The organism is Terribacillus saccharophilus (assembly GCF_046592895.1).
Taxonomy (GTDB): Bacteria; Bacillota; Bacilli; order Bacillales; family Amphibacillaceae; genus Terribacillus; species Terribacillus saccharophilus_D.
In genome coordinates, this window is sequence record NZ_JAWVPU010000001.1 from 1007875 (window position 1) to 1030608 (window position 22734).

The 22734-nt window shown below is 42.9% G+C and carries 29 protein-coding genes; 6 read left to right on the forward strand and 23 right to left on the reverse strand.

Annotated features, from left to right (window positions below; genetic code table 11):
- Position 1: 1 nt before the first annotated feature.
- The 9 genes from lepB to SFC66_RS04845 form a co-directional block, all read right to left on the reverse strand.
- A complete protein-coding gene (lepB, locus tag SFC66_RS04805) occupies positions 2–529 on the reverse strand; it encodes a signal peptidase I (RefSeq protein WP_411217560.1) in 528 nt (175 codons plus the stop codon).
- 95 nt (positions 530–624) lie between these two features.
- Positions 625–1092, reverse strand: a complete 468-nt coding sequence (locus SFC66_RS04810) for a YbaK/EbsC family protein (protein ID WP_411217752.1) — start codon at positions 1090–1092, stop codon at positions 625–627.
- Entirely contained in the window at positions 1083–1238 is a 156-nt protein-coding gene (locus tag SFC66_RS04815; protein WP_411217561.1) for a hypothetical protein, read from the reverse strand. Before SFC66_RS04815 ends, SFC66_RS04810 begins: the two co-directional genes overlap by 10 nt.
- The gene (locus SFC66_RS04820) at positions 1238–1588 is read right to left on the reverse strand and encodes a VOC family protein (RefSeq protein ID WP_411217562.1); all 351 of its coding nucleotides are present in this window, start codon (positions 1586–1588) and stop codon (positions 1238–1240) included. The genes SFC66_RS04815 and SFC66_RS04820 overlap by 1 nt, the downstream gene beginning before the upstream one ends.
- A 100-nt stretch (positions 1589–1688) precedes the next feature.
- Positions 1689–2009: a hypothetical protein gene (locus SFC66_RS04825; protein ID WP_411217563.1), complete on the reverse strand. Its 321-nt coding sequence runs from the start codon at positions 2007–2009 to the stop codon at positions 1689–1691.
- Between the two features lie 262 nt (positions 2010–2271).
- Positions 2272–3150, reverse strand: coding sequence for a helix-turn-helix domain-containing protein (locus tag SFC66_RS04830; RefSeq protein ID WP_411217753.1), 879 nt, complete (start codon positions 3148–3150; stop codon positions 2272–2274).
- A 108-nt stretch (positions 3151–3258) separates the two neighbouring features.
- Positions 3259–3843, reverse strand: coding sequence for an LOG family protein (locus tag SFC66_RS04835; RefSeq protein ID WP_411217564.1), 585 nt, complete (start codon positions 3841–3843; stop codon positions 3259–3261).
- Between the two features lie 12 nt (positions 3844–3855).
- Complete coding sequence (locus SFC66_RS04840; RefSeq protein ID WP_411217565.1) at positions 3856–4941, reverse strand: DNA alkylation repair protein; 1086 nt, start codon at positions 4939–4941, stop codon at positions 3856–3858.
- A 70-nt stretch (positions 4942–5011) separates the two neighbouring features.
- The gene (locus SFC66_RS04845) at positions 5012–5635 is read right to left on the reverse strand and encodes a LysE family translocator (RefSeq protein WP_411217754.1); all 624 of its coding nucleotides are present in this window, start codon (positions 5633–5635) and stop codon (positions 5012–5014) included.
- 78 nt (positions 5636–5713) lie between these two features.
- Here SFC66_RS04845 and SFC66_RS04850 point away from each other — a divergent pair, with 78 nt between their 5' ends.
- Both SFC66_RS04850 and SFC66_RS04855 read left to right on the forward strand, forming a co-directional pair.
- Positions 5714–6235 (forward strand): GNAT family N-acetyltransferase, encoded by a 522-nt coding sequence (locus SFC66_RS04850; RefSeq protein ID WP_411217566.1) that lies wholly within the window; start codon positions 5714–5716, stop codon positions 6233–6235.
- 58 nt (positions 6236–6293) lie between these two features.
- A complete protein-coding gene (locus tag SFC66_RS04855; protein WP_411217567.1) occupies positions 6294–6770 on the forward strand; it encodes a YrvL family regulatory protein in 477 nt (158 codons plus the stop codon).
- Positions 6771–6789: 19 nt separating this feature from the next.
- On the opposite strand, the gene SFC66_RS04860 is transcribed toward SFC66_RS04855, so the two are convergent.
- The 13 genes from SFC66_RS04860 to SFC66_RS04920 form a co-directional block, all read right to left on the reverse strand.
- The gene (locus SFC66_RS04860) at positions 6790–6906 is read right to left on the reverse strand and encodes a YjcZ family sporulation protein (protein WP_411213605.1); all 117 of its coding nucleotides are present in this window, start codon (positions 6904–6906) and stop codon (positions 6790–6792) included.
- Positions 6907–7053: 147 nt separating this feature from the next.
- Positions 7054–7428, reverse strand: coding sequence for a glucose starvation-inducible protein B (locus SFC66_RS04865; protein ID WP_411217568.1), 375 nt, complete (start codon positions 7426–7428; stop codon positions 7054–7056).
- 302 nt (positions 7429–7730) lie between these two features.
- The gene (locus tag SFC66_RS04870) at positions 7731–10007 is read right to left on the reverse strand and encodes a DUF5689 domain-containing protein (RefSeq protein ID WP_411217569.1); all 2277 of its coding nucleotides are present in this window, start codon (positions 10005–10007) and stop codon (positions 7731–7733) included.
- Positions 10008–10204: 197 nt separating this feature from the next.
- Entirely contained in the window at positions 10205–11614 is a 1410-nt protein-coding gene (locus SFC66_RS04875; RefSeq protein WP_411217570.1) for a DUF1565 domain-containing protein, read from the reverse strand.
- 113 nt (positions 11615–11727) lie between these two features.
- Positions 11728–12123: a thiol-disulfide oxidoreductase DCC family protein gene (locus tag SFC66_RS04880; RefSeq protein WP_411217571.1), complete on the reverse strand. Its 396-nt coding sequence runs from the start codon at positions 12121–12123 to the stop codon at positions 11728–11730.
- 4 nt (positions 12124–12127) lie between these two features.
- On the reverse strand, positions 12128–12901 hold the full coding sequence (locus SFC66_RS04885) for a hypothetical protein (RefSeq protein WP_411217572.1): 774 nt from the start codon (positions 12899–12901) through the stop codon (positions 12128–12130).
- A 250-nt stretch (positions 12902–13151) separates the two neighbouring features.
- On the reverse strand, positions 13152–14051 hold the full coding sequence (locus SFC66_RS04890; RefSeq protein WP_411217573.1) for a ketose-bisphosphate aldolase: 900 nt from the start codon (positions 14049–14051) through the stop codon (positions 13152–13154).
- Between the two features lie 19 nt (positions 14052–14070).
- Positions 14071–14925 (reverse strand): class II fructose-bisphosphate aldolase, encoded by an 855-nt coding sequence (locus SFC66_RS04895; protein ID WP_411217574.1) that lies wholly within the window; start codon positions 14923–14925, stop codon positions 14071–14073.
- Positions 14926–14944: 19 nt separating this feature from the next.
- Complete coding sequence (locus tag SFC66_RS04900; protein WP_411217575.1) at positions 14945–16033, reverse strand: PTS fructose transporter subunit IIC; 1089 nt, start codon at positions 16031–16033, stop codon at positions 14945–14947.
- A gap of 12 nt (positions 16034–16045) precedes the next feature.
- Positions 16046–16363, reverse strand: coding sequence for a PTS fructose transporter subunit IIB (locus tag SFC66_RS04905; protein WP_411217576.1), 318 nt, complete (start codon positions 16361–16363; stop codon positions 16046–16048).
- Positions 16364–16374: 11 nt separating this feature from the next.
- Entirely contained in the window at positions 16375–16845 is a 471-nt protein-coding gene (locus tag SFC66_RS04910) for a PTS sugar transporter subunit IIA (protein WP_411217755.1), read from the reverse strand.
- A gap of 30 nt (positions 16846–16875) precedes the next feature.
- On the reverse strand, positions 16876–18378 hold the full coding sequence (locus SFC66_RS04915; protein WP_411217577.1) for a BglG family transcription antiterminator: 1503 nt from the start codon (positions 18376–18378) through the stop codon (positions 16876–16878).
- A gap of 168 nt (positions 18379–18546) precedes the next feature.
- Positions 18547–18690 carry a hypothetical protein gene (locus SFC66_RS04920; protein ID WP_411217578.1) on the reverse strand — a complete coding sequence of 48 codons (144 nt, stop codon included), beginning with the start codon at positions 18688–18690 and terminating at the stop codon, positions 18547–18549.
- A 167-nt stretch (positions 18691–18857) separates the two neighbouring features.
- Here SFC66_RS04920 and SFC66_RS04925 point away from each other — a divergent pair, with 167 nt between their 5' ends.
- Positions 18858–19790: an LCP family glycopolymer transferase gene (locus SFC66_RS04925; protein WP_411217579.1), complete on the forward strand. Its 933-nt coding sequence runs from the start codon at positions 18858–18860 to the stop codon at positions 19788–19790.
- Between the two features lie 34 nt (positions 19791–19824).
- Here the strand turns inward: SFC66_RS04925 and SFC66_RS04930 are convergent, their stop codons facing one another.
- Positions 19825–20472, reverse strand: coding sequence for a YoaK family protein (locus SFC66_RS04930; protein WP_411217580.1), 648 nt, complete (start codon positions 20470–20472; stop codon positions 19825–19827).
- 99 nt (positions 20473–20571) lie between these two features.
- On the opposite strand from SFC66_RS04930, the gene SFC66_RS04935 reads away from it, so the two are divergent.
- From SFC66_RS04935 to SFC66_RS04945, 3 genes are read left to right on the forward strand one after another with little or no spacing between them, the layout of a single operon-like run.
- Positions 20572–21174, forward strand: a complete 603-nt coding sequence (locus tag SFC66_RS04935; RefSeq protein WP_411217581.1) for a DUF1232 domain-containing protein — start codon at positions 20572–20574, stop codon at positions 21172–21174.
- Between the two features lie 15 nt (positions 21175–21189).
- Complete coding sequence (locus tag SFC66_RS04940) at positions 21190–21834, forward strand: DedA family protein (RefSeq protein ID WP_411217582.1); 645 nt, start codon at positions 21190–21192, stop codon at positions 21832–21834.
- Complete coding sequence (locus tag SFC66_RS04945; RefSeq protein WP_411217583.1) at positions 21827–22672, forward strand: undecaprenyl-diphosphate phosphatase; 846 nt, start codon at positions 21827–21829, stop codon at positions 22670–22672. Before SFC66_RS04940 ends, SFC66_RS04945 begins: the two co-directional genes overlap by 8 nt.
- The last annotated feature ends 62 nt before the right edge of the window (positions 22673–22734 follow it).

The following is a 22734-nucleotide window of genomic DNA, read 5'->3' on the forward strand; positions in this document are numbered from 1 at the left end:
ATTAACTGCCTATATGGAAATCAGAGAAAGGATAAAAAGTCATTTTCACTTCTCCGATTACTTCTTCATCTGAAATAAATCCGAATATCCGGCTGTCTTTACTGTTAGTGCGGTTATCTCCCATAACGAACACCTTACCTTTTGGAACCTTCTCCTCACCAGTCAATTCCTTCAGTTTGAAATCACCGGTCATCATATCTTCCGGGAGATACGATTGATCCTGTGCTTCTCCATTCACATACAGCACATTATCTATCACTTCAATTGTATCTCCAGGCAAACCGATCACCCGCTTGATATAATGGGCATCCGCATCAGGTGCGTGAAAGACGACAATATCATTTCTCTCTATTTTCGAAACCTTGCTGACTATGACATGATCACTATCATGGTACGTCGGCAGCATCGACTCCCCATGAACCGTAGATGGCGTAAACAAAAAGTAACGGCAAGCAAACGCAATGACAACAGCAATCGCAATTGCCCGCAACCAGGAAAATATCTCTTTTCTAGTACTATTTTCTGACATGATTCTTTCTCCTAACCTATCTTTTATGTGAAGTATAGGGTGCAACATTAGTTTAGCAGTGTCAGAGGGAGAAGCAAAGCGGGATCCCTTAGACTTCATTCCACTCCATCAGCCCAGCTCTTGCAAATATCCAGCCACTCTCTGCCTTTGCCAAATTCAATAAGTTCTTCACAAGTCAGCTCGATAGCTGAATTACTGCTGCCGCATGCCGGGAAAACAGTTGAGAAGCGTTTCAAGGATACATCCATATAAACAGGCAACTCATTCTTGAGCCCAAATGGACAAACTCCCCCGACAGCATGGCCCGTCTGTTCAAGTGTTTCATCAGCAGATAGCATCCGCGCCTTCACACCGAATACTTGCTTGAACTTCTTATTATCGATCTTTGCATCTCCAGCTGCAACAATCAAAACGGACTCTGCTTCATCCTTTCCCCTAAACGCTAGCGTCTTGGCAATACGTGCAGGTTCCACCCCAAGAGCTGTGGCGGCCAGGTCGACAGTTGCACTTGATAAATCGAGTTCTATGATATCATCGCTGCGATTGTAGTTTGTTAATCTGATTTCTGCATTGACTCTGGCATATTTCTCCTTATGTAAAAACCTGCTTCTTCCGGATCATATATATAAGCATTCTCGAGCCTATTTTTGAGCATGATTGCCGTCTGCGTCTTGCCCGAACCGAAGGCTCCATTAATCCATAAAATCATTAGCGCTGCTCACAAACCATGACGATGTTGCCATCAGGGTCCTGGAAGTTGAAGAAGGCGACAGCTTCATCTTCTTCAGGCTCACGGACAATCTTGCCGCCTTGAGATGTCACGCGCACATAAGCTGATTGGACATTTTTCGTTTCAAGCATGAATACCGGACGTATAGCTGGATCATTATTTCGATTATCGTCAATGACGAGCCCTCTTCCATCCACAGTTTCCAGGAATTGCACTGGTCCCGTCGTTGGCTGTGGTTCTGGTATCCCTAAGAGATTCGCATACCACCTAGCTGCTTTGTTTGCATCGTTCACATGTACAAATACACTGCCAATCTGGAAATCTGCCACGCTGCACCGCCTCCTTATTTTTTGAATATTTTACCATAATATGAAAGCTGGTAATATAGGAAGAAGGTTTGAACAAGCGCATAAAAAGAAGGACTTGCATTTACGTATGCAGTCCCTCGAAATCATGCGTTTTTTCTTTATCTGCATCATCCATACTCGGTATGGCTATTACTAACAGACAGAACGCCAGTCCAAATACGGCAGTGAGTGAAATTGGTAAGCGTATATCCAGTCCCCATGAAGCTGCTGCGAGTAATGCAACCGCATAGAGGGAGCTGCACAAGACAATATAGGTGGTTATCACGATACGACTCTGCATTTTAGTCCATAGGACAGCCAGAGGAATCAAGCAAGCAGCGACTCCAAGTGACAACCCAGCCAATTTGAGAGAGGTCTCGAAAGTCAAATCAGTCGCTAGCATTTTAAAATTCCCTATGATAGGAAGCGTACCTGGAAGCAGTACAGTCCATATGCCACTCAACAACGTACATGTACCGACTAGTCTTATATAAGCAAGAGTTCCGTGTAGCCGCTGATTGAGTATATGTCTAGTGATCAATTCCGATAACGTAAGTAAACATGCTGCCAAAAACAATGGGGGTAGGACTTCAGACATGAAACCCTGTTTCCAATATTTCACAAAAGCCTGAACACCCTCTATCAATAACCCGAACATTCAGGCTTCATTCCTCCTCGAAAGCTAAATTAACCGGTTCATCGTGAAGCTCATATGTCATTTCTATATTAGTAGTGGGAACAGATGCATCGACTTCATCAAAACGGAAGCCATCTGCCCAGACTTTGCCCCTGCCGGATAAGATCACCCCAAAGGAAATCACCGCACTATTTTCCGGCACATCGAGCACGATTCGATATCGGGTCCAGTTGGTTGTGCCTTTGATCGGCCTGTTGCTCATATTATCAAATTGAATCACGTCATCCGATGCATCATCCACTCTCATCCACATACTGGCAAAGCTTTGTACTTCCTCTGTTTTGATGAAACATGACAGCTGAAGCCTTTTGCCTCGATAATTCACTGCCTTGAATTGCTGCATCATCGTGGCGAACTCTTCTGCGCCCATGACAGTCTTGGATTTCAAATAACCTGATGCTTTTCCTTGATGAACATGCTCATAATCTATTCCCATCTCGAAATTATGTGGATCGGAACCACTCAATAGCCAACCTCTTACTTGGTTTGCTTCCATTTTTTCCTCCTTCTGATGCAGCGCTCCCCGCATCATACGACGATATTTTCCTGGTGGAAGGCAGTAGTGCTTTTTAAAAGCTCTTGTAAATGCCTCTTGTGATTCGAACTGATACACTAATGCGATATCAAGTATTCCCATTTCGGTATGCAGCAGTGCTGCTGATGCTCCAGCTAGTCTTCTTCGGCGGATATAATCGGTAAAAGACACACCGACACTGGCTTGAAACAGTCGATGAAAATGAAATTTGGAGAATCCCGCTTGATTTGCCACCTGTTCAAATGTGAGCGGTTCGTGTAAGTTATTTTCTATATAAGAAATAGTGGTCTGGATGACTGCTTCATGACCCAGCATGTGATCACCTCCTATGAATAAAGCTTACCGCAAGGCAGTGGACTTTTTTTGATCAAATTTGCTGAGTTAAAACCTCACTTACTGAAAATAAAAAAACAGACGCTTTTACGTCTGCTCTGGTCGTTTGATATATGTTTTCACTTCTGGTGCTTTGTAGTGTCTGAACTTCTCAAGCAGTCTTTCGGAATCGGTGTCTGCCATTGTCATGGTCCGATATTTTTCGTGCATGAACTGCTCGTCCGCTATATGGTCGAATAATTTCACCAATAAATCATAATAGCCTTCGACATTCAAGATGCCGAGCGGTTTTTGATGAAGTCCAAGCTGGGCCCATGTGAAGATCTCAAAGAACTCTTCCAGCGTACCTGGCCCGCCAGGAAGTGCGATGAAGCCATCCGCTAGCTCCGCCATTTTTGCTTTTCGTTCATGCATGGATGAAACGACGATCAATTCCGATAGATGTGTATGAGCTATTTCCCGCTTATCCAGAAAATCAGGGATCACTCCGATGACATGGCCTCCTGCTTGCATCGCTCCATTTGCGACCGCACCCATCAAGCCTACACTCGCACCGCCGTATACAAGCGTCAGGCCTTGTTCTGCCAATGTTTTCCCTAACTCCTTGGCTGCTGCTATGTATGCTGGTGAAGCACCCTCACTTGAGCCGCAGAAAACTGCAATCCGTTTCATCGTTCCACTCCTTTATTTGATCAATTCCATATCAGTGTGCGCTATTTCTGTTCCATTTGCCAGTAAAACAATACGGTGCACACCCGGATAATGAATTCTTGTCGTCAAGTCTTTCCAGTTATGTATTCGCTCTTTCGTAATGCTTTCTCCTGCTGTAAATACCCGATCAGAGAGAAGGAATTTCTTCCGGGATATTCCCCGCTTTTTGATGAAATCAATTGCATATTCCATGCGCAGCTTCAACTGCTTTTCCACAGTAAAAGAATACGTCATGTTTACCAGCTCGCCGATCCTTACCCGATGACGATCCACTTCTATGGCAGCTGCTGTCAGATTATCAGCAATATCTTCGTATCCGAATAAAGCCATTACTTCCGGTTCTCCATTTCGCAGCAATGTACGGCATCCGTGCCGGATGATCCAGTCTGTCTCCGGAGAAAGGCCGCACCAGCGTTTGGCTGTCGCAATAACCTGTTCTGGATGGTCTTTTGCAATATCATTCAAATTATTGGCGACACTTTTCCGCACATATAGAGAGTCATCTGCCTTCAATACTTCAAGTACCTCGAAAATCGGGCTTGGTTCTTGTTTGAACTGCTGTATCGCCTGCCCCCATGGCAGCCTTGGCCGGCACCCTTCACTCGCCAGCCGGCGAACGTGATGATCATCGGATTTTGCCCATTCCAGCATTTGTTTCATCATTGCCTCAGGTGAACGAATCAAAAAAGGTCTGATGGCAAATTCCGCTGTGGATCGTTTGGTGAATTGCTCCAGCGCATGCAATGATATTGCTTCATGTTCCGGTGCCTGTCCAAAGACTTCCACAAAGTCTGGAAAGAACAGATAAGGAAACCCTTCGCACTGATCCTGAATCGCAAACAGAATTCCTAAGGCTTCGGGATAGTCATCAGGAAGAAGCGTACCGAGCACTTGGCTGATCTTCCTTATCCGGCCTTTCAGTTCCAGTTCTGCCCATTCCGCATCCATTATAGCTTCCATGAACCGTTCCTCATCAAAAGCAGCATGAGCTCGTTTTACTCTGGAAGCGAAACCTTTCAAGAACTCTTCCGTATACATATCTTTCAAGGCCTCTGCCATCGCTACCGCCTCCTGCACATCTTTATCTATATTCTACAGGAATAAAACGGTAAACTACAAATAGACCTTGTTAAAAAATATGCTTCAAAAACTGTATGAAGAAAACTATGGCAAAGTAACTGAGTACCAAACCTGCACCTATAGATACCCATTTTACGAAAGTCTCATTCACGACCTTCCTTGTACCGGCGACGATACTCATCAAGCCGATATCGTGAACCTGTATCCCGGCCAAGATTCCCAGACCTGCCACTATGAAAGACAACTGACTTCCTTCTGAAAAGCTGCTTGATAGAAAAGTACCGAAAACGCTTATCCAAAATACAAGATTGCTAGGTGAAACTGCCACAAGCAATCCATTTTTGTAGGAAGATCTCAGTTTTTTTGTCGTTTTTTCACCGTCTAATACAATTTGCTTGTCCGCATTTTTGATACTGTCATATGCAATATATAAGAGAAAAAGGGCACCAAGCAGCCACATGCCTGTTTGAATCGTCGGTAGTGCCAAAATAGGCGCAAGACCGAGAAACAGGGCAAGCATCAATAAAAAGTCGACCGTCATGCCGCCCACTCCTACCATCCAGCCATGCAGAAAGCCGTTTTTCAAGCCTTGCTTGGTCATTTCGATCGTCACCGTACCGACCGGAAGAGCAATCGAAAGTCCCAGTAACACGTTTGTCAGAAATAATGTCAGCATCATGCATCACCGCCTGTTTTAATATACTAAATATACATAATATTGGGTAATCATACAAAGAGAGGAGCATGCAGCTTGTCCAAAAAACGAACAATTCATTTGCGTCCGATTTCTGTATCCGATGCGCCTGCTTTATACCACTTTTGGTCCGACCCGGATGTGACTGCTTTCATGAATATCACACCGATGCAATCCGTGGAGCAAGCAGAAGAAATGATTCTATACCTGACACAGCTTGATCATGCAGATCGCTATACAATCGTACTGGATGATGGCACCATTGTCGGGACCTGCGGATTCAACTATCGTGACACCGCGAATCAGCGCGGGGAAATCGGCTATGAAATAGGGAAGGATTATTGGAGAAATGGATATATGAGCCAAGCACTTTACGCTTTGCTTGAAAAAGGCTTTCATACGTTAGCACTGAATAGGATTGAAGCAAAAGTGGAGCCTGGGAATATACCTTCTCGCAAGCTATTGGAAAAAGCAGGCTTTCATGAAGAAGGCATACTTCGCCAATATGAAAGAATGAATGGGGCTTTTTTAGATATGGTCATGTACAGCCGGCTTCGCTCTGACGATACATCCATATGAAACTTCCAAGTCATTTATACGTATTAGCAATCAGAGAGAATGCACGGGGGGGATAACAGTGGCATTACAGCAGCAGAAGATGAATCGCGATAAAGATTCAAAGAGAATGATAGCGATATTCCTATCCATAGCAGTGATATTTGTTATTGCTTTTATAGCTGTCATTTATTACTTTGGTTTCCTTGGTGCCTTCAGTATCCTTGATGTCACATATGAATCATCAAAGCATTTAGCAGTGTTTGTCGGAATATACCTTCTTCTTAGTATCATCGGTGAACTATTCGTAAAGGGCTTTTATTATTTTCTGACCAATAAACGCGAGCCACACACGTTGTATGACTGCCTCGTTTCGTTTTCAATGAATTTCGTGATGAATTGGGTTGTTATCTCCATTGTAAACGGCTTGTATGAACCAGTGCAGTTAAATTGGTATACAGAAATCGTTATGGCAGCTTTTATCTCGTTAATCGAAGTGACGCTTGAATACAAACCCGCGAAAACGAAGAAAAAAAGGAATCACGGCAGCAAACCGTGATTCCTTCTTTGATTGGTTATTAGTAGCCGTAGCCGCCGCCAACGTAAGAAGCACCGATGATGATCAACAAAATGAAAAGCACGACCAAAAGTGCGAATCCGCTGCCGTAGCCTTTGCCTCCATATCCTTCAGACATGATATCCCTCCTTCTTGATTCAAGTCATTCTATGTAAAAGCAAACAGATAGGTACCGACTAATGATGAATAAATAAGCAAAAATCGCTCCCGAAACGATAATTCGGAAGCGATCATGTTTGCTTTTTCAATTGTTCACGCTGCTCTCTTAGTTGTTATTGCTGGAACGGCCGCCTTTTGCGCCAATCTCCTGGAAGTGCTTCTTATTGTGGGAATCTGCATTTGCTTTACCGCCCTTGGAGCCGATATCCTCATAGAAGTCTTTTCCATGATTGTCTGCCGTTGCATTTCCGCCTTGGGAACCGATATTCTGGAAATGCTCCTTATTATGTTCCTTGGCATTGGCTTGTCCGCCCTGAGAACCGATGTCCTGGAAATGCTCCTTGCTGTGCTCTTTCGCATTGGCTTGTCCGCCCTTGGAGCCGATATCTTCATAGAAACTTTTATTTTGATTTTTGGATGTTGCCTGTCCGCCTTTTTTGCCTGCTTCTTCATAACTCATCTTATTATTGTTCTGTGCCATGTTAATCTCCTCCTCAAGATGTCTCTTTCGTAGTAGTTTAACCTTAGTAACTGAACGTTTTTTCTGAACGATGCGTGGCCACGCTTGGTGAATGTATTCCCGCTTCGTACTTACCTAAACGGGATAAAGAGAAGTTGGGAACAAAGTCCAACAGTACAGCATTCATTATTTTTAAACTGGTCAAAGTTCATCCTTTTCACTGCCATTTGGTAGTATAAAATCAGCAAGTTAGCAAGACAGGGTGAGAAAAGACGTGCAAAAAAAGAAGCAGGTAATGCTACATCCCTGCTTCTCACACTATTTTAAGCTGCACATTTCCAGCTTTTATCGTGACCTTTTCCTTTGCCCTTTCCTTTGTCAGCACCTTTATGCTTTCCGTTATCGGTTTTGCATGGAGCTGGAGCTGGCTGCTCTGCTTGTGCAGATTTGACAATATTGTCCGGGGAGACAGGCTTGAGTTGGTATGTGTCTTTGAAAATCGAGGCTGCACCTGTGATATCCACTTTGTCGCCTTCTTGGAACTGGGAGAGAAATGTATCATGATCCGTTCCAATTCTATTATCCACTCGCACACGCGTTGTATTTCCGTCTTGTCCAACAGCATCGAACTCGAATGTGCCGTATGAGTTAACAGCTTCTATATTCTTGATTTCAGCGTTTTCAATCTTCACCAGCTGTCCTTGATTGGATGCATCAACTGCAGAAACTGTTTTAGCTGCTGGCAGTTCTGCTTGTCCAATCACTTCGGAATCAATGATGTCCTTTACTTCCACTTCGCCATTATAAGTAGTCTTTATTGCACTGATACGAACTGAATCTCCTGGTTTGAAGCCTTCACTATCTTGGAAAACATAGATTCCCGCTGTATCGTCCTGCAAATAAAACCCATTCCCACCAAAGCTGCCTGGAGTGGATGTGACAACACCTTCTATCGTAACTGCTTCACCATCCTGTACATCGCGCGCTTCCTTGATCGTCAGGTGCTGTGGCTGTTCAGTCTCGTCTTCTGGCAGTGGCTCTGTCTGCACATTGCCAATTTGTACGGACTTCGTCAACAGATTGCTTCCATCTTTACGGAGGCGCAGGCTGGCAGAACCATCCGCAGCTGACGGATTCAGCTGTGCCGGTACTTCCACTGTGGCCCTTCCTGCTGCATCTGCTGTCACGGAAAAGCTACTGCTATATCCATAGCCACTCGGCCATGAACCAGTCGTATTGAACTTCCCGATTTGTTGCCCACCCGGCAGATAAGCTCCCAGCTGCAAACCTGTCACTGTTTCACCAGGCTGCAGATTTTCCACGACAACCCGTACAGTGAATTCCTGCTGCGTCGGCAGTGTAGCCGGAGTGACTACATCATAAGTTGGGTTGGATGCGAATTCCTCCGATCCATAGGAACCAGCAGCAAATGTGCTTGGATCATACCAGCGATAGCCAGATGGTGGATTGGACCATGGCTCTTTTTCTGTTTCGGTAGTCAATTCCGGATTTTCATTGATTGTATTTGTTTCCAGAAGCGGTGTCACTTCACTTGGTGTGATGGATGTTTCCTCAAAGCTTGTATACGTTTCTTTTTCACTGAGCCATTCCATGACATTCAGCAGGTATTGCCCGTTTGTTGCTTCGGTGAAGCCATCGTATGTGCGTTTTTTGCTCCCGCTGTCTTCACGTAGATATTTAGGTGTTACGTCCTCAACAGGTGATGAATCGCCGATGAAGGCTGCTTTTCCCTGCTCAACTTTGGAAATAGCCGCGAAAGGCCCTTCATCGATTCCGCCGCCAGCATACACCCCTTGGTCGACAGCATTCGGCCATGCTTGAATATTTTCCGGGAAATAAATCAAGCCTTTTGATTTAGCAGGGTCGAGGATTGTCAATGTAGAACCTGCATGGGATTCCAGTACCTCGACGCCCTCTGTTATCCCGAAGGAATCAGCTGGCTCCACTATAGTTTGTCCAGACTCGATGTTACCAGTGGCGTTGAATCGGAATCGGATACCGAAGTTTTCACCAAGCCAGTCGGAGCTCTCTACGCCCTGCATCCGATCTGAATTTGCTTCATCAGCAGACATACCCTTGGTTGGATCCTCGAATGCCCCTCGGCGATATCCATTGAAGATTTCCCCGGAATCCCAGCGATCATAGTTGCGATCCGCGTTATAATGGTCCCCGATGAAGAAAATGCTGCCGCCTTCCTCGGTATAGCGCAGCATTGCATCCTGCTCTGATTTCTTGAAGGCGATGTTTGGTTCTGGAATGACGAACACATCATAATCACGAATGTCTTCATAAGTAATGGCAGTAGTTTTTCTTAATTCCTTCACATAATAACCTTCTTCAGCCAAAGCATCCCCGAAATCGGAAAATGCGCCATCAATGACCCAGTCTGCCGCACCAGCAGTTTGTCCATGTGTATTATCGAATAAGACCTTTTTTCCGTTCGCCTCACCTTTTGGCTGTAACTCCGGAGCAGGGTCAGCAGCCGTCTCAGCCTGACTTTGCACCGCATAACCGAATATCGTAAAAGGAATAAGCAGCACAGTCATTACAAAGAATCTCCAATCCATCGCTCTTTTCACAAGCAGAATCCTCCCTTTTTTTAATGGATAAAGCATAGCAAATAATCTTCCATCTTTGTTTATGTTTACAGAAACACTACATAGATAAAGGAATATTTACGCAACTGTAATCCTCTTATATAAAAAGGTAGTTGTTTCGTCCTTTCACAACGTTCATGTACGAAAAAAACCTGCATACCTTGGTATGCAGGTTTTGATCAATCTATTACTGCCTGTGCAGTTGTACCTTCTTTTAACGTGAAATCCTTGCTGGAGGCATCAGTATAATGCACTTCTATATAGGCCGAATCCTCATCCTGTCCAGTCGCTTGTTGGAATGCAGCAAAATCAGTAAATTCCTGCTGCTTCCAAATCCATCTATTTCCTGAGCCCTTACCATATACATTGTGATTCATGATGGTGTTGCCATTCGTCTGAAAATCGTTCGCAATGAACAATCCCGTCTTGCTGGCAGTGAACACATTATGCGAAATTTCATTATCACGGATATCATGCTGCAGAAGCAGCTGACCGCCCTCGAGATCTTTTGTATCATTACGGAAGAGCACATTATATGTGATCGAGGAATTTTGGGTACCGCCGCGTTCATCATCATATCCGCCGATCGAAATACCCGTATAATTGTTTTCATAGACTTCGTTTTCCGTAATCTCGATTTGATCTGCATACTTTCCTTTATGTTCGGAAGTAGCTTCAATACCTAAATCATTCTTGAAAATTGTGTTTCCTTTGATTTTGATATTCTTGGCACCATCCACGTAAATCCCGCCTGCGGAGTAATCTTCTCCGTATGCGGGATTGCCATAGGAAGAATTATCGTGCACCACATTACCCTGCACTGTTCCATTCCGTACATAATCAGCATCAGGGTCTTCTGCTGTACCCTCGTAACCAATCAAATCAATCCCAATATTATTGTTGTGGCGTACCGTGTTGCCTGTAACAGCAAAACCATCGATATTACCATTCAATACAACAGCTTCACTGAGGCCGAGTGTCAATTCCTCTACGATATTATCCATGACCCGAATCTGCTCCATCTTGCCTGTTCCATAGACAGCTATACCGTGCGCATTGCCTTCGTCGGCTGTATTCCCGATATGATGGACATGATTCTGAATGAGATTGATATGCGAGCTGCTGCCTGTTACAAGTACACCCATCACGGCATAGTCTGGTGAATCTGCCGTCAAATCTTGAAGCGTCAGCCCTTGGATGGTGATGAAGTGCTTGCTATCCACATTCACTAAAGCTGTATCTTCTTCTGTCTCCATGTCTTTGCCGCTGATGATAACTTCTTCATCCTCGTAATTGCGGATTGTGATGGGATCATCTTCCGTTCCGCTTTGGGTCACATCGAATCCTTCATCATAAGTACCGCCGCGAATATAGACAGTTGTCCCGGCAGTTGCTTGTTCCACTGCTGCTTGTATCGTACGAAGAGGTTTCTTTTCTGTTCCTTCATTATCATCGTCTCCATCGGTGGCGACGAATAGCTGATTCGGAGCGGATACTGCTTCTACTTCTTTTTTGTTGTTTGTCGCAATCGAATAGACTCCTGCACTAATGACGCACAGGACGATTGCAATCAAGATCGATAATCTCATTTGCCGACTCTTTTCTATGCAATATTTGCCGTTCTTGGCTACTGTTAGTAATGATACCGCGCATATGGAAATTTGTATAGAAGCTCAGCATATTCTTAATAATTTTTTTATAGTCACAAAAATCGCTCTTTTAAGTCAGGAGATGGCAGCATGCATTGGTTTTGTCTACCAAACCAGCGATAACGATTCTTCGCTACATACCGGTAAAGCATATCCCGGATCGGACGCGGTATGATAAGAGCTGCAGCAGCTAATTTCCAAGCTCCGTCCAAGTGACGGGCAATGCGTAAAATTGCTCCTGATTGCATATGCACTTTGCCTCTTTCCACGAATATGATGCTGTCGACGTTATCAGGAATCTGCTTCTCTTTCCGCAGATTCCTGCCAAAATCACTCTGTAAGGAAGCGAATTTGAAATAAGCATTTTTGTCATGCTTGATGATGAATTGGACACTGCTGTTACACAGATTGCATACACCATCAAACAAAATGATTGCATCGTTGTCCATTTTATCACTCCTGTTGTTCGCTTACTCTATTATGCAATTCCACATTATTTTCCGATGTCAGATAAGTCGTTTTATAGACTTCCTGCCGGTCCATATTCTTTTCCACTAATGTTACATAATACGCTTCCTTTTCCCCTGGAACGGTTTCGATAACCGTTTCACGCGTAAAACGTTCCCCAAACATATTCCAATGCTCCACCTTGCCTGTTTCAGGAGGGAATCCGCCATTTTCCCCATATCCATGCCGTTCTGTTACAATGGCGGCTGCTTCCCTGACAGAATAACCTGGATCGTCGAGCACCGCCTCTTCAGAAGGTGCTGGCACTGACTGGATCTGGCCGATGATAAAGACCGCAAGATACAGTGGCAAAGGCAAATAAAGTGACAGCCACCCGATGCGCCCTTTATTTGTCACATATATTAACGCAAGCTCTATCAATGCAAAGAGAATCGCGAAAAATGCACCCAATGCTGCCGTGAACAATAGCGCAGCAGAACTTTGAGAAGGAATGAACACTGCCGCAAACGGCAGCCCGCCGAATCCATGCAATATCACATAAACTCCCGAATTTCTCGCATTCACCGGCTTTACTATTTTACTGATCAGCCATGAAACGAAAATGCCATAAATGAATACAAAAGGACTCATATAGATGGCGAAAATCAGCGCTCCTGAAAAGCCCATTTCCCGATTCACCGCCAAGAACCCACTCAAACCCACCAAAAGGGAAAATATGCTGACAAGCAAAAAGCCAGCACTGAATTTATGTTTTAGCATTGGTTGCTCCCCCTATCCTCATGCAGAAGAATATATTCTAAAATCAATTCTTATGTACTCAATTCAAATATTAAATATCAACCTTCTACAAATTCAACTTATTGCTGCTGGTTATACTATTTCGTTATTTTAACTCAGTATTAATAAAGGGGTATGAGATTATCTCTCATACCCTTAATAAAAAACTAATTGATAATCTTTTGTTCAATGCCCCTCTTAAAATAAATTTAAAGAGGGGCATTAATTTTTTTTATAAGAATTCATTTCTCCATGCTATTACGCTTTCTTCTCGATATAAATCTGCTTTATTTTTAGAATTGAACAATCTCATTTTATATTTTACTACTTCTTTTGCAGCTTTGATACACTCCGGGTAGATGACATTTGGATCCCAAAGTTCTGTTGTCGCTAATATTTCACGGCATCTTTTGTAAAAAGCAAACTTGTAGTCCGAAGAAATGTTTACCTTTTGTATTCCAATATTAACGGCTTCTGCAATTTCTTCATCTGGGTTTGCAGATCCCCCATGAAGAACAAGTGGAATATCCACCTCTTGTTTAATAGCCTGTAAAATATCCATACGAAGTTTTGGCTCCATGTCTTTTGGATAGATGCCATGGCATGTGCCAATCGCAACAGCTAGCGTATCCACTCCCGTACTTTCTACAAATTCCTTTGCATCTTCCGGCCTTGTGTAGATGACCTCTGATACTCCTCCCTCTACGGAAGTTCCTGTATTTCCGATTGTTCCTAATTCACCTTCTACTGATACACCTAATGGATGGCTTATCTCGACGATTTCCTTTGTTACTCTGATATTTTCTTCAAGGGGTAATAGGGAACCATCGATCATGACAGAACTGAAGCCGGCTCGTATAGCCCTCATAATATCAGCTACATTTCCTCCGTGATCCATATGGAGGACAAAGGGAACATGACTATTTTTGATTCTGGTCCGTACATAACTAAAAAAGTCATCCTTTGTAAACTCTAATTCTGTTGGGTGTACAGCGATGATGGCAGGCGAATTATTTTTTTCCGCTTCTTCCACTACGACTCTTAAAAAATTGCTATCTGCTACATTGAAAGCACCTACTGCAAATTTATGTTTTTTAGCTACTTCCAACAGCTGTTTCATATTTACTAGCATAATCTTATCTCTCCTCTTGTTAAATGGATTTATTTTCAGATTGGGATAGTCGTATATAATATTTCACTAGTTCTTTACCGGCAGATACCGTGCGGTGTATGATGTCAAAATAGCTCAACTCTGGATTCTCTTTAAAATCTGTTTTTATACATTGAACTTGGGCATTCATGAAATCGGAGCCAACATTGATCTTATTGATCCCGAGTTCGATTGATTTTCTGATGTTTTCTTCTCCGCAGCCTGATCCGCCATGTAAGACCAAAGGGATGTTTATTGTTTGCTTAATCTTGTCTACAATATCGAACCGAAATTGCGGGACATATGCATCCGGATAGTTTCCATGACTTGATCCATAAGAGATGGCTAACGCATCTATTCCTGTTCTCAATGCAAAATCGATTGCTGCATCCGGATCTGTATACATTTTGTCTTCGGTCATTGAATCACCGGAAATGGAGCCAATGCTTCCTACTTCCCCTTCTACACTGGCATCATATGTTTGCGCAAATTCAACCATATTGCGGGTGATTGCTATATTTTTCTCTATCGAATGGAATGAAGCATCCATCATGACACTGGAGAAGCCGTCATGTAAGCACCTTTTGACAAAACCGATATCCTGCCCATGATCGAGATTTATCGCAACCTCCACACTTGCTGCCCTTGCCATCTCCATAATTGGTTGTGTAAGCAACTTACTACCTAAGTGAGCCTTCAGATGATCTTGAAGTAAATCAATGATGATTGGTGCTCTTAATTCCTGTGCTGCATCGATGACTGCTTTAGCGGTTTCTAAGTTAAAGCAATTAATCGCCATGACTGCGTATCTTCCTTTATTTGCCCGATCAAGCATACCCTTCATGGATACATACATATCGATCACTTCCAATCCTTTAAATGTTGACTTTTATATCCGAAAGATCAAATTCTTCTTCCTCTGTCGTATCTTCTGCAAATTCATTGGCAGGTTCTTTCTTCCAAAGAAACAGCATGACACCGGTAATCACTGATCCAATCAGTAAAGCCAATAAGAAAAGGAATGGATTTGTCATGGCAGGCACGATGAATAATCCGCCCGATGGAACCGGCGATCCCACTCCCCACATCATGGAGAATCCACCACCGATCGCTGCACCAGTAGTACAGGAGACGACCACTCTCACAATATCAACAGCAGCAATCGGGATGACACCTTCCGTAATCATACAAACACCCATTGGGAATGCGATTTTGATATTATCCTCTTCCGATTTCGTATAACGCTTTTTTCGCAGCATTTTTGACAGAACCCAGGAAATCGCAACCCCAAATGGAGGTACCATGGACGCTAGGATTTTTACTGCTTCAGGTTCGTAAATGCCCTCCAGTAAAAGCCCATCTGCAAACAGGGAAGCCACTTTATTGACCGGCCCACCAAAATCAAATGCTGCCATCCCTCCTAAAATAGCCCCAAAGACGAATCTCATCGATCCTTGCATACTAGTTAAAAAGGAAGTCAAACCATCTGTTGCCCACACAATTGGCACCCCAAGGATAAAGAACATCAACAAACCGACAACTAAACTGGAAATGAGGGGAATGATCATCATCGGCATTAATCCCTCTGCCCATTTTGGTACCTTCAGATTTTTCTTAAGGAATAAAACAAAATAACCTACGATAAATCCACCAAGCATACCCCCTAAGAAACCTGCTCCGATGGCATTCGCAATGAGACCCATTAAAAGTCCCGGAGCTATTCCAGGTCTATCAGCAATGGAATAGGCAATGGCACCTGCAATAACTGGAGCTAGCAACCCCATTCCAAGCACCCCTAAAGAAACGAGTGCTGATGGAATCGAATAAGCCTCCTGATAATTTTCAATAACTGTTCCGCCAGTTAAATTTCCGATCGCAATGAGGAGCCCTGAAGCGACAACTAGAGGTAACATAAAGGATATAGCGGTTAAAGCATGCTTCTTGATCTGAAGTTTTTTTAACATATAACGACCCCCTTATGGCTTTGTATTCAATTCGGCCTCGATCTTTTTATAAAGTTGCTTCGGCGCCTTTATGGCAATATTAGTCGGTATCTCAACAATTCTTTTTCCATTGAAGCGTTCTTTTCCGCTTACTTTGATATCTGCAGCAATAATGACTAAATCCGCTTTCGCAATTTCCTCTTTTGTCAGTTCATCTTCAATACCGATTGTTCCTTGAGTTTCTATCCGTACCTTATGGCCGAATTCAATTCCGGCTTTTATCAGTTTTTCTTTCGCAATATACGTATGAGCAATTCCAGAAGTACAAGCAGAGATTCCAACAATATTCATATTCAGTCCTCCTAAAGGTTTTGAGATAATAAATGTAAGAATTCTTCTTTCGTTTGAAGTGCTTGGAACTGTTCTATCTTCTCTTCATCGGATAATAATACGGCCACTTTCTGAAGCAACTTAATATGCGTAGTAGTTTTATCAGTGTCCTTCACAGCAAACAAAAAGATGATATTAATAGGATTTCCATCCATCGATTCCCACTCCACCTGTTTCTTTGTCCTCCCGATGGCAATGGAAGTTTTCAAAACATATGCTGATTTTCCGTGAGGAATGGCAACTCCTTTCTCCAAACCTGTTACTCCCTCATTTTCACGGTACATCACATCCTTGATAAAACCTTCTTCATCACTTATGCAACCGCTTACATATAATAGATTCGTTAACTCTTCAATGACTTCCATCTTTGAAGTTGCCTTTAAATCCAATTGGATAAGATTTTCAGATATGACTCTACTAAAATCTAACTCATCAATACGCATGCTCACTCTAATAACCTCCTAATTTACTACCTATGAATGCGGTAAAATCAATTGTTTTTTGTAGTAATCTTTTATAAATTGATCGATCTTATATTTATCATCATCATTTAGAATAGGGCTGACAAGAATCGTCGGTTTATCGATCATACCTTTTGGTTTAACGGTAGATATCACAAGTTCTATATCCTCATAGTCACTCTGATTGATACGCTGCTGAGAAACGATCTTCTTTACAAGAATATTCGGAAAACTCTTCTTAATCTTTCCGCTTAATAAATGGGAAGTACCGATACCACTCGTACACTCAATTAAAATTGGAATCTTGTTCGCAAATCGTTCATCGTAGGAAATTTGGAAATAGAGTGTAATATATCCTATTTCTTCGTCAGTCAATTGTTTATCATAGATTTTGTCTTTTACAAGTTTTTGGGCGCTGAGCTTGACTAAGTCAAATATACTGGAAAAATTCACACTAATTGATTTCAAAAGTGGGTTGATAATGTAAACATTATGATTCAACCGATACACCATACTGTACAGATGGAGTGTCAAACGCTGTTTCAAATCCTCATCTTCTACAAACTGATAACCACTATTTTGGGTAGCAGTAGAAATTAATTGCTGTGCTAGCAACTTCACTTTCTTATCTACCTTATCGGTATTTTGATCTATCAAATATCGACAATTGAGTTTATAGGCTTTCAAAATATAATAAAGATGATAGATTTCTGATTTCCTTAACGTAATGCTATAAGTTTTTTCAAGTTTATCAGTCAAATCCATCGTAATTTGATAAATGGCCGATTTATTATCCATTTCTTCGTAAATCTGCTCATCTCCCATTAATGGATGGAGGTTATTTGTTCGTTTTTCCATAATAGAGAGTAATGAACAAAAAAGAGTTAGATAGTAGGGTTGATCTAATACTAAATCATAATCTATTTGTATTTCGTGCAGAAGTTTTTTAATTTTACTTAAGTTTCCATTTACAACTTTAATACCTTTAATGAAATCGGGTATATCATATTGACTAAATGAATCTCCTGATTGTTTAAGATAACTTTCAATTATAACAGACATAACTCGATAGACCGCTAGCTGATTTCCTTTCAAACAAGTGCCATCATTTTCTTTGGTTAAATGTATGCCAAAGGCTTTGATTTTGCTCTCGATGTGTTTGAAATCATTCAGGATGGAACTTTGACTAACAAAGTAACGTTCTGATATTTTTTGAATTGATGTTTTACATGGAGTTATAGATAGGAGAAATAGCAATAGATTCAGTCTTCTTTCCTCCAGATGTTCAAATTGATCACTTTTGTCCCAATTACCTTCCCTGACATCTACAAGACAGTAGCCATAGCTCTCTTTTTTTCTAATTCTAAACTCGGAAGAAATCCTTTTTGATATATCGTTTATATCCCTGTAAATAGTTTTTGGGGATACCGACAATCTTGTAGCCAACTCAGAAGCTGTTACATAGCGTCTCTCCCTTCGAAGAATTTCAATGATTTTATTCTTACGATCATTCAAGAGATCCCCACCTCATTTCCTCCTTGCTATGCTCTAATCTTAGCAATATGAAAGCGCATACACAATTACAAAATTGAGTTCTGTTTCATGTCCGTATTAGTGTGATGGTAAAATATAAGCCGTTAAAAAAAGTAAAACCAAAGCCGCAAAGCGGCATTGGTTTCTTTCTCAGAAAAACAATTGAATTAACTGCACCACTTTATGAGCAGCATCGACTAGTTGGTTGCAAGCTGCAGGGATGACTGTGAGGATTGCTAGGAGAAGAGCCAGTTTATCGTCTGGCTTTTTTTGATGTGTTGGAGATTCGTTCATCGCAGACATTCCTCCCTTCGAATCCATATCGGGCAGGTCTGTTGCTGGAAAGAGAGAATCGATCACTACTGAGATACAGTTAGTATCTCCCGCACCCTGAAAAGTATGTATGTTGTTGACAAAGTGTCAACAACAACGTACCTTGGAAGGGTTAGGGGGCTACATAAATGGAAAGTCAAAGGCATGAAAGACGTAAAAAGAAACGGAGAATAAGCAGGTACATTCTTCTTATCCTCCTCATTGTTCTGATAGGAGCATGCTCCTTTCTTTTCCTTACCGCCAAGGACGTGAAAAAGACAGTGGATGATATCCAGAAGAACTCGGCAGCAATCGATGACGGCGTCACCTCTGAAAAGGTGAAGAACAAAGAGCGCATCAATATCCTTTTGCTGGGTGTTGACGAGCGGGATGGAGATGCCGGGCGCTCTGACGCACTGCTTTTAATGTCATTGGATCCTTCGTCGGATTCCATGGAGCTGATCAGCATACCACGGGATACGCGCACGGAAATTGTCGGGCACGGCACAGTGGATAAAATCAACCATGCATACGCATTCGGCGGTGTGGATATGTCGATCAACTCTGTTGAAAACCTTTTGGACACTGAGATTGACTACTTTGTTGAAATCAATATGGAAGGCATGTCCGACTTAGTCGATGCAGTCGGCGGAATTACTGTTCAAAATGATTTGGACTGGTATGATGAGGGTTTTTATAAAAAAGATTATCACTACCAGAAAGGTGAAATTACGCTAGATGGTCCGCAGGCACTTGGCTATGCCCGAATGCGGCACTTGGACCCTGAAGGTGACTTCGGGAGAAATGCGCGGCAAAGGCAAGTGATCGAGGCTGTCGTCAACAAGGGCGCCAGTATAAAATCCATCAATAAAATCGATGACCTTTTGAAAGTGATGGGCAATAATGTGCAGACGAATCTTAACCTTTCCTCGATGCAGCATTTATTCACCGATTACCGAAATGTTCGGCAGTCGATTCAGGAGCATGAGATGAAGGGGCAAAGCACGACCATAGATGGCATTTATTATCTAGTCATACCGGATGATGAGATTCAAGCCATTCATGATAGCATCAGTAAGTAGAAAAGCGCCCCTCACGGGACCGCTTTTCTTTTTCTTACAGCAATTGTTTTTTATATTGCAGTAAAAATGTAATGAGAAGCAGTAGAACAGCGATCCATAAACCATGCAGTCCGATCATGCGCACGCTGAAGCTTCCAACTGCAGCACCGAGCAGATATAGGACAATCGCTGCTCCTCTGAGATACGTATCTCTCATGGATTTCGAGCGACCTGTGATACGTTCCGTCATTCCTTCGATAAAGGCGGCAAGTGTACTTGTCAAAACCGTGGAAGAAAGTCCAGCTATCTTCATATTCCTGCCGGCAATAGTCTGCATCCCCATCGCAGCACTCAAAGACATCAACATAACAATGGACCAAATCCCGCTTTCTGGTATCACAAACAAACAGAGCGCGATGATGAACAGCCAGACAAACTCAGCAAGTACAATTCTTTTCGGCTCCCCTTTACCCTTTCCAACTAGGTTTGCAGCAAGGATTCCGATAATGAATCCAATCAGCGCAAGTAATGCATTGGTTATCGTCACTTGCCGGGCATCCCCAAGACCGATTCCCAATAAAACAATATTTCCTGTCATATTTGCCGTGAATACATGAGCTAATCCAATATAGCCCAGGACGTCAACAAGACCTGAAACGACGCATAGCAGTAAGATTGCCGCTTGTAAATTCTTATGATGCAACTATATCCCTTCTCTCTATATTCTTTTTTACCTCAAACATTGACAAAACGTCAACACTCTTGTACCTTTAACAGGTGATCAACCAAGGGGGCGTTTCACATGAAACAAAAGAATGAAAAACTAATCACTTTACTGACAAACGAAATAAGCGATAAAGGTTTAACCATGCGCGCATTGAGCCGGCAAACCGACATCGATCCTGCCATCATCTCCAAGATCATGAATGGTAAACGCAATGCGACAGTAAAGCATTTACATAAATTTTCCCAGGCACTGGATGTACCGATCAAAAAACTGATGTCAGCAGCAGGATATCTTGAAACTCCTCCTGAAGAAAGTCAGCAGCATCTCCTGGCTCTTTGCCAGCAAGCTGACCCCGATTTCAGTCAGGGACGAGTTGAGAATCAACTTGCTTCCTATGAGGAAATTGCACTGACAGATGGCGGTAAACAAATCATTGATGAGAAATTCGAAGAAAAGCTCAGATCGGTTGGCAGTGTAGGCAAGCTCGTCAACGACTTGAAACAGATGTATATCAAATTCCAGAACGGTGCCGGAACAAAGCGTGAATTGATCATACTTGGCGCAGCATTGCTGTACTTCATCAATCCGATTGATGCTCTACCTGATTATATCTTCCCATTCGGATACCTGGATGATACTTTGGCGGTTCATTCCGCTATGCAAGCTGCCAATAAATAAAAGGAGAACTTGCTTGTGGAATCATGGATTACTGACTTGATGGGAACATACGGATATCCAGCCATCCTCTTTCTGATGCTGCTCGAAAATATCTTTCCCCCGATACCTTCCGAAATCATCCTTGTGTTCGGAGGCTTCCTCGCAGCAACGACAAGCTTGACTCCTATCGGCGTGATTTTAGCCGCAACAGCCGGCGCCATGTTAGGCAGCACCATCTTGTATTGGATAGGCAAGATTTTCGATTTGGAGCGACTTGAGAATTGGGTGAACCGCTGGGGGCGTTTCCTGAAACTGAAAGCTTCACATTTACATAAAGCAGATGCTTGGTTTGACAAATACGGCGTATGGACTGTTTTCCTATGCCGATTCATTCCGGTGGTGCGCAGTCTTATCTCGGTTCCTGCAGGAATGGCGAAGATGCACTTTGGGCAGTTCCTTCTTTATTCCACGTTTGGTACCTTGATTTGGAATGCAGTCGTTGTCCTGCTTGGTGTCTGGCTTGGCGCTTCTTGGGATACAGTTGAAACGTATCTGGGTTACTACCAATATGGTGTCCTGCTATTGGCGTTCTTCGTATTGGCAGGAGCAGGTTTTTGGTTCCAGCAGCGGTTCCGTAAGAAAAAAACAATGCAAACAGTGAGGAATAAATCGAATGTATGAAATAATTGTAGGACTGATCATGGGCTTGGTGGAAGGATTGACGGAATTTGCTCCGGTCTCCTCCACTGGTCATATGATCATCGTAGACGATTTGTGGCTGAACATCGATCAGCTGTTCAATAAAGAAGTAGCCATCACTTTCATGGTAGTCATCCAGTTAGGATCAATCCTGGCGGCAGTCATCGTGTTCAAAGACCGATTCATGGATATTCTCGGAATACGGAAACTGCAAGGAAAGTCGGATCAGCTTCCAGGTAAACAGGGGAAATTCAATTTGGGGATCGTCATCACAGGTCTGATCCCTGCTGCTGTGCTCGGCTTTTTAGTGCAGGATTTGGTCGACAAGTACTTATTTTCAATCAGCACAGTGATTGCTGCATTGATTGTTGGTGCCATTTTGATGATTGTTGCTGATCGCCATACCAAAAAGCATCCTCCGACAATCGAGTCCTTGGATGCTCTGACATATAAAAAGGCATTTTTGATCGGGCTATTCCAATGTATTGCGCTTTGGCCTGGTTTCTCCCGGTCCGGTTCGACCATCTCCGGCGGTGTGCTGCTGGGATTGAATCACCGTGTAGCATCGGATTTCACATTCATCATGGCAGTTCCAGTCATGGCAGGTGCCAGTGCACTTACACTTATCAAGCATCTGGATGCTTTCACACCTAATGTGATTCCATTCTTCGTGGCTGGTTTCATCAGTGCATTTATCTTCGCACTGCTGGCTATCCGCACATTCTTGAAAATCATTTCCAAATATAAATTATTGCCATTCGCAGTATACAGAATCATCCTTGCAGCAGCTTTGCTGATTGTATTGATTGCGGCGAATTGATCAAAGAAGGCGATCCGTTTAGTTCCGGATCGCCTTTTTTTGCATAAGTGTGGAGATGGCTC

Coding starts and splice junctions, on each gene's coding strand:
- lepB (WP_411217560.1), bottom strand. CDS start 529: ATGTCAGAAAATAGTACTAGAAAAGAGATATTTTCCTGGTTGCGGGCA.
- SFC66_RS04815 (WP_411217561.1), bottom strand. CDS start 1,238: ATGATTTTATGGATTAATGGAGCCTTCGGTTCGGGCAAGACGCAGACG.
- SFC66_RS04825 (WP_411217563.1), bottom strand. CDS start 2,009: ATGCTAGCGACTGATTTGACTTTCGAGACCTCTCTCAAATTGGCTGGG.
- SFC66_RS04835 (WP_411217564.1), bottom strand. CDS start 3,843: ATGAAACGGATTGCAGTTTTCTGCGGCTCAAGTGAGGGTGCTTCACCA.
- SFC66_RS04840 (WP_411217565.1), bottom strand. CDS start 4,941: ATGGCAGAGGCCTTGAAAGATATGTATACGGAAGAGTTCTTGAAAGGT.
- SFC66_RS04860 (WP_411213605.1), bottom strand. CDS start 6,906: ATGTCTGAAGGATATGGAGGCAAAGGCTACGGCAGCGGATTCGCACTT.
- SFC66_RS04865 (WP_411217568.1), bottom strand. CDS start 7,428: ATGGCACAGAACAATAATAAGATGAGTTATGAAGAAGCAGGCAAAAAA.
- SFC66_RS04875 (WP_411217570.1), bottom strand. CDS start 11,614: ATGAGATTATCGATCTTGATTGCAATCGTCCTGTGCGTCATTAGTGCA.
- SFC66_RS04880 (WP_411217571.1), bottom strand. CDS start 12,123: ATGGACAACGATGCAATCATTTTGTTTGATGGTGTATGCAATCTGTGT.
- SFC66_RS04885 (WP_411217572.1), bottom strand. CDS start 12,901: ATGCTAAAACATAAATTCAGTGCTGGCTTTTTGCTTGTCAGCATATTT.
- SFC66_RS04890 (WP_411217573.1), bottom strand. CDS start 14,051: ATGCTAGTAAATATGAAACAGCTGTTGGAAGTAGCTAAAAAACATAAA.
- SFC66_RS04895 (WP_411217574.1), bottom strand. CDS start 14,925: ATGTATGTATCCATGAAGGGTATGCTTGATCGGGCAAATAAAGGAAGA.
- SFC66_RS04900 (WP_411217575.1), bottom strand. CDS start 16,033: ATGTTAAAAAAACTTCAGATCAAGAAGCATGCTTTAACCGCTATATCC.
- SFC66_RS04905 (WP_411217576.1), bottom strand. CDS start 16,363: ATGAATATTGTTGGAATCTCTGCTTGTACTTCTGGAATTGCTCATACG.
- SFC66_RS04910 (WP_411217755.1), bottom strand. CDS start 16,845: ATGCGTATTGATGAGTTAGATTTTAGTAGAGTCATATCTGAAAATCTT.
- SFC66_RS04920 (WP_411217578.1), bottom strand. CDS start 18,690: ATGAACGAATCTCCAACACATCAAAAAAAGCCAGACGATAAACTGGCT.
- SFC66_RS04925 (WP_411217579.1), top strand. CDS start 18,858: ATGGAAAGTCAAAGGCATGAAAGACGTAAAAAGAAACGGAGAATAAGC.
- SFC66_RS04935 (WP_411217581.1), top strand. CDS start 20,572: ATGAAACAAAAGAATGAAAAACTAATCACTTTACTGACAAACGAAATA.
- SFC66_RS04945 (WP_411217583.1), top strand. CDS start 21,827: ATGTATGAAATAATTGTAGGACTGATCATGGGCTTGGTGGAAGGATTG.